The organism is Corallococcus sp. CA053C (genome assembly GCF_003611675.1).
GTDB lineage: Bacteria > Myxococcota > Myxococcia > Myxococcales > Myxococcaceae > Corallococcus.
In genome coordinates, this window is the sequence record NZ_RAWA01000420.1 from 1 (window position 1) to 8664 (window position 8664).

9 protein-coding genes are annotated in these 8664 nt (G+C 69.6%); 7 read left to right on the forward strand and 2 right to left on the reverse strand.

The features are described from left to right. Positions 1-177: 177 nt before the first annotated feature. From speD to D7V97_RS35810, 7 genes are read left to right on the forward strand one after another with little or no spacing between them, the layout of a single operon-like run. Complete coding sequence (gene speD, locus D7V97_RS35785) at positions 178-528, forward strand: adenosylmethionine decarboxylase (protein ID WP_120615105.1); 351 nt, start codon at positions 178-180, stop codon at positions 526-528. After that, positions 525-2441, forward strand: a complete 1917-nt coding sequence (locus D7V97_RS35790; protein WP_120615106.1) for a DUF4178 domain-containing protein — start codon at positions 525-527, stop codon at positions 2439-2441. The genes speD and D7V97_RS35790 overlap by 4 nt, the downstream gene beginning before the upstream one ends. A 30-nt stretch (positions 2442-2471) precedes the next feature. Further along, positions 2472-2633: a hypothetical protein gene (locus D7V97_RS45480; protein WP_199729048.1), complete on the forward strand. Its 162-nt coding sequence runs from the start codon at positions 2472-2474 to the stop codon at positions 2631-2633. Positions 2634-2635: 2 nt separating this feature from the next. Further along, positions 2636-2863, forward strand: a complete 228-nt coding sequence (locus tag D7V97_RS35795) for a DUF350 domain-containing protein (protein ID WP_120615111.1) — start codon at positions 2636-2638, stop codon at positions 2861-2863. Between the two features lie 13 nt (positions 2864-2876). Next, positions 2877-4373 (forward strand): polyamine aminopropyltransferase, encoded by a 1497-nt coding sequence (locus tag D7V97_RS35800; RefSeq protein ID WP_199729049.1) that lies wholly within the window; start codon positions 2877-2879, stop codon positions 4371-4373. Further along, the gene (locus tag D7V97_RS35805; protein ID WP_120615108.1) at positions 4355-5998 is read left to right on the forward strand and encodes an FAD-dependent oxidoreductase; all 1644 of its coding nucleotides are present in this window, start codon (positions 4355-4357) and stop codon (positions 5996-5998) included. Before D7V97_RS35800 ends, D7V97_RS35805 begins: the two co-directional genes overlap by 19 nt. A gap of 25 nt (positions 5999-6023) precedes the next feature. Then, positions 6024-7280 (forward strand): low specificity L-threonine aldolase, encoded by a 1257-nt coding sequence (locus tag D7V97_RS35810; protein WP_120615109.1) that lies wholly within the window; start codon positions 6024-6026, stop codon positions 7278-7280. A gap of 85 nt (positions 7281-7365) precedes the next feature. On the opposite strand, the gene D7V97_RS35815 is transcribed toward D7V97_RS35810, so the two are convergent. Next, positions 7366-7800 (reverse strand): cupin domain-containing protein, encoded by a 435-nt coding sequence (locus tag D7V97_RS35815; protein WP_158623528.1) that lies wholly within the window; start codon positions 7798-7800, stop codon positions 7366-7368. A 312-nt stretch (positions 7801-8112) separates the two neighbouring features. Further along, on the reverse strand, positions 8113-8514 hold the full coding sequence (locus D7V97_RS35820; protein ID WP_199729050.1) for a helix-turn-helix domain-containing protein: 402 nt from the start codon (positions 8512-8514) through the stop codon (positions 8113-8115). Positions 8515-8664 lie beyond the last annotated feature (150 nt).

An 8664-nucleotide genomic window follows, 5' to 3' on the forward strand; every position in this document is an offset into this window, starting at 1 on the left:
GCCCGTGGGGGGCGGGGAGGCCTTGCCTTCGGACTCCTTGTCCTTGGAGCACGCGGTGAGGGCGAGGCAGAGGAAACCAATGGTCAGGAATCGGGTGCGCATGGCGGTCGCATCCTAGCGGCTTTCGACCCGGCCACGGCGTGCTAAAGAGTCCAGCCATCCCCGGAGGTTTTCCCTGTGACAACCGGACAGGAATGGCTGGTTGACGCGAGCGGCTGCGCGCCGGAACGGCTCAAGGACGCGCCCGCCCTGGCGGCCCTCTTCGAGGCGCTCGTCGTCGCATTGGACCTCAAGGTCGTGGGCCAGCCCCAGTGGCACGTCTTCCCGGAGCCCGGGGGCATCACCGGCCTGGCGCTCCTGGCCGAGAGCCACCTGGCCATCCACACCTTCCCGGAGCACGGCTTCGCCGCGCTCAACGTCTATTGCTGCCGCACCCGCGCCTGTCCGGACTTCGCCGCGCTGGCGGCCCGGTACCTGGGCGCCACGTCCTGCCGCGTGCGAGAGCTGTCGAGAGGGGTGGAGGCGTGACGCAGGGGGCGTGTCCGTCGTGTGGGGCGAGCGTGGAGTTCACCGTCGGTTCGGCGCAGGTGGTGGTGTGCGGCCACTGCCAGACGATGGTGGCGCGCACCGGCGTGGACCTGGAGTCCCACGGCAAGGTGGCCCGCATCGTGGAGACCGACTCCCCGCTGCGCCTGGGCCTGGAGGGGCGCGTCAACAGCACCTCGTACCAGCTCGTGGGCCACCTCCAGAAGGACCACGGCGCCGGCCCCTGGGACGAGTGGTTCGTGGAGATGTCCGACGGCCGCTCCGGCTGGCTCAGCGAGTCCGAGGGCGCCTTCCACCTGCTCTTCGAGGCGGGCGTGGAGGAGGGGCTGGAGCTGGACGCGCTCCACCCCGGTGACCGGCTGCGCCTGCGCAACCGCCCGCTGGTGATTGAGGAGCGGGGCCACGGGCGCGTGGTCGCGGCGGAAGGGCAGCTCCCCAGCGACGTGGACCCCACGCAGGACTCCTACTACGTGGACGCCACCGGCCCCCGGGGCCTGTTCGTCACGCTGGACTTCGGCACTCGCGACCGCGACCCGGAGATGTTCCTGGGGCAGAAGCTGGAGCTGTCGCAGCTGGGCATCCCGGCCAACGACCTGCGCCCGCGCGTGCGCAAGGCCACGCTGCAGCAGGCGCGCTGCACCCAGTGCAACGGCCCGCTGGAGCTGCGCGCGCCGGACCAGACGATGCGCGTGGCGTGCCCGTACTGCGGCGCGCTGCTGGACGTGCGCGACGGCAAGCTGGCGTTCCTCAAGCTGCTCCAGAAGCCGGACCTCCGGGCGGACCTGTCGCTGGGCATGAAGGGGACGCTCGACGGGGTGGAGTGGATCGTCATCGGCTACCAGGAGCGCTCGTGCGTGGTGGAGGGCACGCGCTACCCGTGGCTGGAGTACCTGCTCTACCACCCGACGCGCGGCTTCACCTGGCTGATGGAGTCCAACGGCCACTGGGTGTTCCTGAAGCCCCTGGCGGCGGGCGACGCGGACGTGGTGCCGCAGACCTCCGCGCACTATCAGGGCCGGCGCTACAAGGCCTTCCAGTCCGTCACCGCCGTCACCGACGCGGTGGTGGGCGAGTTCTACTGGAAGGTGTTCCAGGGCGAGACGGCGCGCGCCACCGAGTACGTCGCGCCGCCGTACTCCGTGAACGAGGACTCCACCGACAACGAGGTGACGTACACCCACGGCGAGTACCTCACGCCGGAGCAGGTGCAGGCCGCGTTCAAGCTGAAGGAGAAGCTGCCGGCGCCCCGGGGCATCGCGCCCAGCCAGCCGAACACGCGCCGCAAGAAGCTGATGCAGACGCTCGCGTGGACGGGCATCTGGGTGGTGGGGCTGCTCGCGCTGTCGGCCTTCCTCCACGCGCGGGCGCTCAACGCGCAGGTGCTGGACCTGCTGGTGAAGGTGCCGCGAGACGCGGCGTCGGGCACCCCCGCCTCCATGGTGTTCAGCGAACCGTTCGAACTCACCCGGGCGGGCAACGTCCGCGTGCAGGTGGCGATGACCGAGGCGCTCGACAACGCGTGGGTGGGCGTGCAGGGCGACCTGGTGAACCAAGAGACGCAGGACGTGGTGAGCTTCTACGAGGAGATCAGCTACTACCACGGGCGTGACAGCGACGGCTCCTGGAGCGAGGGCGGCAACAGCGGCAGCGTGTTCCTGTCCACGGTGCCCGCGGGGAAGTACGTGCTGCGCACCACCACGTCGTTCGACCCGAACCTGGGGCTCCAGGTGGCGACCCGGGGCGGCATCGGGTACCGGGTGACGCTGACGCACGACACGCCCAACGAGAGCTGGTTCGTCATCGCGCTGGTGCTGCTGCTGCTGTCGCCGGGGCTGTCGTTCATTGGCGCCAACGGCTTCGAGACCGAGCGCTGGAAGGAAAGCAACCTGCAGTAGGCCCGCGGTGAGCGCGGACGGAGGTGGACGATGAAGTACCTTGGCGGGCTGGTGCTGCTGGCCTACGGGTGGGCGACCTATACCGGTTGGGCTCCGTTCAGTGGCGAGGAGCGCGGCCGGGTGACGGGCGATGTGCGGCGCGGCCCCGGCGGCGTGCTGCTGTGGACCGGCGGATTCATGGGAGGCAAGTGATGCTGCTGTTGCTCGGAGTGGTGGTGACGCTGCAGGGCGTGCTGGCGAGCGTCATCTATTCGATCATCGGGCTGGCGGTGTTCGTCGCCGGCTTCTTCGTCATCCGGCTCATCCTCCCGTACGACGTGCACAAGGAGATTGAAGCCGACCAGAACACGGCGCTGGGCATCGTCATCGGCTCCTTCATCCTGGGCCTGGCCATCATCATCGCGGCGGCCATCAGCGGCTGAACGACGTGACGCTTTGAACAAGACGCTGCTCTTTCTCACCGTCCTCGTCATCGCGACGTGCGGGCTCATCTACGAGCTCATCGTCGGGACGCTCGCCAGCTATCTGCTGGGGGACAGCATCACGCAGTTCTCCACCGTCATCGGCGGCTACCTGTTCGCCATGGGCATCGGCAGCTACCTGTCGCGCTTCGTGGAGCGCGGGGTGGCACAGCGCTTCGTGGAGGTGGAGCTGGCGGTGGCGCTCGTCGGCGGCCTGTGCGCGCCGATGCTCTTCCTCACCTTCACGCTCACCAGCGTCTTCCCCGTGGTCCTCTACGGCAGCGTGCTGGCCATTGGCACGTTGGTGGGGCTGGAGATTCCCCTACTCCTGCGCATCCTGCAGGACCAGCTCAAGTTCAAGGACCTGGTCAGCCAGGTGCTGACGTTCGACTACCTGGGCGCGCTGGCCGCGAGCGTGGCGTTCCCGCTCTTGCTCGTGCCGAAGCTGGGCCTGGTGCGCACGTCGCTCCTCTTCGGCCTGTTGAACGCGGGCGTGGGGCTGTGGAGCACGTGGCTGCTCGCGCCCGTGCTCGCGAACCCCGTGCGCCTGCGCATCAAGGCCGTGGTGCTGTGCGCGGGGCTGCTCGTGTGCTTCGCGCTGGGGGACCGGCTCACCACGTTCTACGAGGACCAGCTCTACGCGGACGAGGTGGTGCACGCGACCAGCTCCCCGTACCAGCGCATCATCGTCACGCGCGGCAAGCGGGGCTTCTCGCTGTTCCTCAACGGCAACCTCCAGTTCGCCAGCATCGACGAGTACCGCTACCACGAGTCCCTCGTGCACCCGGCCATGGTGCGCGCGCGCTCGGTGGAGAACGTGCTCATCCTGGGCGGCGGTGACGGGCTCGCGGCGCGCGAGGTGCTGCGCTACCCGGAGGTGAAGTCCGTCACGCTGGTGGACCTGGACCCCGCCATCACGGGGCTGGCCACGGGCTACAAGGAACTGGCGGCGCTCAACGGGCACTCGATGACGCACCCGAAGATGCGCGTCATCAACACGGACGCGATGCAGTTCCTGTCGGAGGGCACGGGCTCCTTCGACGTGGTGGTGGTGGACTTCCCGGACCCCAACAACTTCGCGCTGGGGAAGCTGTACACGACGGGCTTCTACAAAATCCTGAAGAAGCGTCTGTCGCCGGGCGGGGTGGCGGTCATCCAGAGCACCAGCCCCCTGTTCGCGCGGCGCTCGTTCTGGTGCGTGGAGAACACGCTCAAGGCGGCGGGCTTCTGGACGCAGCCGTACCACGCGCTGGTGCCGTCCTTCGGCGAGTGGGGCTACGTGATGGTGTCGCAGGAGCAGCCCGGCCGGTACCGCCCGCTGCCGGAGGGGCTCACGTTCCTGGACGAGGACACGCTGGACTCCCTCACGCACTTCGCGCCGGACATGGCGCCGCTGCCGGCGGAGGTGAACCGGCTGAACAACCAGGTGCTGGTGCACTACTACGAAGAGGAATGGCGTCGGTGGAACTGACGCGGCGCGAGCTGGTGGCCGCGTTCCTGGGTGCCTCCGTCGCGAGCGCCTGTCAGCGCCAGCAGGCGCCCCGAGCGCCGGTGCCGGGCGCCATCGTGGACCGCGCGGTGGACACCGGCCACAAGCTGAGGGGCGGCCCGTTGCCGCGCGCTGAGACCTTCGAACCCGTGGACGTGCTGATTGTCGGCGCGGGCGCGGCCGGGCTGTCCGCCGCGTGGCGTCTCGCCAGAGCGGGCGTGAAGGACGTGCGCGTGGTGGAGCTGGAGGCGGAGGCCGGGGGCACGTCGCGCTCGGGGCGCAACAGCGTGTCCGCGTTCCCGTGGGGGGCGCACTACCTGCCGTCGCCGCTGGAGGACCGCGGGCCGGTGATGCGCCTGCTCCGGGAGATGGACGCCGTCACCGGCGTGGACGACGAGGGCCGTCCGTCGTTCGCGGAGGAGCTGCTCATCCAGGAGCCCGACGAGCGCCTCTTCTACCGGGGCCACTGGTACGAGGGGCTGTACCTGCGCGCGGGCGCGAGCGCGAAGGACCTGGAGGAATTGGAGCGCTTCGACGCGAGGATGAATGCCTTCGCCGCCGCGCGCGACGCGAAGGGGCGCAAGGCGTTCTGCGTGCCCGTGGCGCTCTCCAGCGATGACGCGGAGTGGACGGCGCTGGACGCGGTGAGCATGGCGCGGTGGCTGGAGGCGGAGGGCTTCCGTTCACCCCGGCTCAAGTGGTTCGTGGACTACGCGTGCCGCGACGACTACGGCACCACCGCCGAGCACGTCTCCGCCTGGGCGGGCATCTGGTACTTCGCCGCGCGGCAGAACGGCAAGGGCGAGCGCAGCGACGGGTTCCTCTCCTGGCCCGAGGGCAATGGCCGACTGGTGCGACAGTTGTTGTCGTCGCTGGGTCCGCGCCAGGTGGAAGCCAACGTGCTGGTGCACACGGTGGAGCCGGGGGCAGGGGGCTGTCGCGTGCAGGCGCTGGACGCTCGCACCGGAGCGCCCCGGGGCTTCCAGGCCCGGCAGGTGGTGCTGGCGTGTCCCCGCTTCGTCGCCGCGCACGTGGTGGCGCCGTGGCGCGAGGCCCGGCCCGCGTGGATGGACGCCTTCGCGTACAGCCCGTGGGTGGTGGCGAACCTGACGCTGTCGGGGCCGCCCGCGTCGCGCGGCTTCCCGCTCGCGTGGGACAACGTCCTTTACGAGAGCCAGAGCCTGGGCTACGTGGTGGCCACGCACCAGGCGCTGCGCCAGGACGAGCGCGGCCCCACGGTGCTCACGTGGTACCTGCCCATGGCCGGCGCGGACGTGAAGGCCGAGCGCAATAAAGCCCTCTCCGCCACGTACGGGGACTGGGAGGCGCTGGTGATGGCGGACCTGCTGCCGGCGCACCCGGGCCTGGGCGCGCTCACGCAGCGGTTGGAGGTGCAGCGCTGGGGTCACGCGATGGTGCGGCCCCAGCCGGGCTTCCTCTGGGGCGAGGCGCGCAAGGCCGCTCAGGAGAGCCTGGGTCAGCACCTGCACTTCGCGCACACGGACCTGGGCGGGATGGCGCTCTTCGAAGAGGCCAACTGGTTCGGGGTGCGCGCCGCGGAGCTGGCCCTGGCGGGACTGGGGCGCAAGGACGCCACCTGGCTTTGAACGTGGTTTCAGGAGGGATGGGCCCATGAAGGACAGTCGCTTCAGCCGGTCGGAGTTCCTCGCACTCACCAGCCTGCTCGCGGGCTCCACGCTGTTCCCGTCGCGGGCGGACGCGGCCCCAGCCTCGGATGGGGGCGTGGCGCCCGTTCGCGCCACACCGGCCACGGATGGCGGCGTGGTGGGGAGCGCGCAGCCCTCGCAGGCGGAGTACGAACAGCTGCGGCGGGGCTGCACCGCGTCGCTGTCCGCGGTCTCCACGGCGGAGGACGGCGCGGAGTACGTGCGCATTGGCGAGTGGATGCAGCGCCAGCACCTGTCCAGCGACGTGTACGGCAACGGCGACTTCGTGCAGGCGTTCGAGAAGCGCATCGCGGACCTGCTCGGCTTCGAGGACGCGTGCTTCATGCCCACCGGCACCATGGGCCAGCTCATCGCGCTGCGCATCTACGCGGACGCGGGCGGCCCGCGCACCGTGGGCGTGCACCCGTCGTCACACCACGTGCTGCACGAGGACGACAGCTATGCGGTGCTGCACCAGCTGCGCGCGGTGTACCTGGGCCCTTGGACGCGGCCGCTCCTGGCCGACGACGTGGCGCAGGCCCGGGAGGCGCTGGGCACCGTCAGCGTGGAGCTGCCGGTGCGGTGGCTGGGCGGGCAGCTCCAGACGTGGGATCAGCTCACCGCGCTCAAGCGCACCTGCCGCGAGCGCAAGGTGAAGCTGCACATGGACGGCGCGCGGCTGTGGGAGAGCCAGCCCTTCTACGGTCGCTCCTACGCGGACATCTGCAAGGGCTTCGACTCCGTCTACGTGTCCTTCTACAAGATGGTGGGTGCCATTGGCGGCGCGATGCTGGTGGGCGGCCGCGACTTCATCCGCGAGTCGCGCGTGTGGCGCCACCGGCACGGCGGCAACCTGTACCAGTTGGCGCCCTACGTGGCCTCCGCCGCCATGCGCCTGGACGCGGCGCTGGCCGCCATCCCGGCCCACGTGAAGCGCGCGAAGGCGCTCACCGCGCTGCTGGCGGCGGACCCACGCGTCACCGTGCTGCCGCAGCCCGTGCAGACGAATATGTTCCACGTCTTCCTGCGCGGCTCACCCGGGGTGTACAGCCGCCAGCGCGACCGCATCGCGCGCGAGGACCGCGTGTGGGTGGCGGGAGGCTTCGGACAGACGCGCGTGCCCGGCGTCGTGTCCACGGAGCTGCAGGTGGGTGAGGGGCTGGGGCGCATCAGCGACGCCGACGCGGCCCGGGCCTTCCTGCGCCTGCTCGAAGCGGCCTGAAGGGGCCGCTGGACTTCAAAGACAGCAACCGCTTCGCCGTGAAACAGAGACACCGTGCGTCAGGCCCGGTGTCCCTGCCAAGGCGTCAGGCCGCCTTCTTGATGCTGTACTCGGGCGCCTTCTCCTGGGCCTTCAGGAAGAACTCCGAGTCCAGCAGCATCGCGATGCGGCCCTTCTCGTCGTGGAAGGCGATGGGGCCGTGCGCGGTGAAGTGGACGAGCGACTCCTCCAGCGCGGTGGTGGCGGGGTGCTCGGCGCCCAGCGGCTCGAACTCGTAGTCACCCGCGCGGGTGGTGCCGTGGCGGTCCTGCGTGGAGCCGGAGAGGATGAAGATCTCCGCCGGGCCCAGGTGCTTGTGCGGGGCGAAGACGGCGCCCTTGTCCATCTTGAGGATCGCGCTCCACACGCCGGTCTCCGCACTCACGCGCAACAGGCGGTAGGCGGTTCCAGGTCCGAGCGGCTTCCACTCGAGATCCGCGGTGTGCACCAGGCCATCCATCATCATCGTCAGTCCGGACATGACATCCTCCAGGTCGGCCCTGCGTGTGTGTCGTTGTCCATGATAACGCGCAACATGGAATTCCTTGCAAGTTTGCCTCACGTGCAAGGTTGTCGTGTTTGACATGCCGCGCCCTCTCATGGCGTAGGGCGGAAGTTTCCACGACGGCTGTTCATCCCCGAGTGGCCCGGGTCGCATTTTCTGATCAGAAAGAAATCGCGCGACGGGTTCAGACCCACGTGGAAACCCGCATGGGAACCCTCGCGCCCATCCATACGCACGACGGGCACGTTTGGATCTCCCGGCGGTGACACATTCCTGGCGTGCTGTGTCTCAGGTCGCCGCTTCGTCTGGCGCCGCCGCGTCCTTCGCGGTCGCGTCGTAGGCCCTGCGAGCCGCCTCCACCTGTTCGCGGCGCGCGAGCGCCCAGTGGGCCAGGGCGTTGAGTGGCGTCAGCACGTCGCGGCCCATCTCCGTCAGCGCGTAGTCCACCCGGGGGGGAATGGTCGGGGTGACGGTGCGCGTGAGGTAGCCGTCGCGCTCCAGCCCGCGCAGCGTGGCCGTCAGCATCTTCTGCGACACCGTGCCGATGGCCCGGCGCAGCTCGCTGAAGCGCAGGCTGCCATCCGCCAGCATCACGATGACCAGCACGGACCACTTGTCGCCGATGCGGCCGAGCACGTCGCCGACCGAGCGACAGACTTCGGAGGGGAGGTCGAGGTGACCGAGTTTCATCCAGGTGCCTTCTTGAAGTGCGCGTCGGTTACCAACATATACACGCTCTCCTTTTGAAACCTACTCCCCGCGGAGCAGGTAGGTGGGTGGAGCATGCACGAGGCGCTGAAGGACGACGTGGTGCTGGTGACGGGTGGGTCCGGGTACCTG

Excerpts from the sequence above, each read along its gene's own strand:
- D7V97_RS45480 (WP_199729048.1), top strand. The coding sequence starts at position 2,472 with ATGAAGTACCTTGGCGGGCTGGTGCTGCTGGCCTACGGGTGGGCGACC.
- D7V97_RS35805 (WP_120615108.1), top strand. The coding sequence starts at position 4,355 with ATGGCGTCGGTGGAACTGACGCGGCGCGAGCTGGTGGCCGCGTTCCTG.
- D7V97_RS35810 (WP_120615109.1), top strand. The coding sequence starts at position 6,024 with ATGAAGGACAGTCGCTTCAGCCGGTCGGAGTTCCTCGCACTCACCAGC.
- D7V97_RS35815 (WP_158623528.1), bottom strand. The coding sequence starts at position 7,800 with ATGTCCGGACTGACGATGATGATGGATGGCCTGGTGCACACCGCGGAT.
- D7V97_RS35820 (WP_199729050.1), bottom strand. The coding sequence starts at position 8,514 with ATGAAACTCGGTCACCTCGACCTCCCCTCCGAAGTCTGTCGCTCGGTC.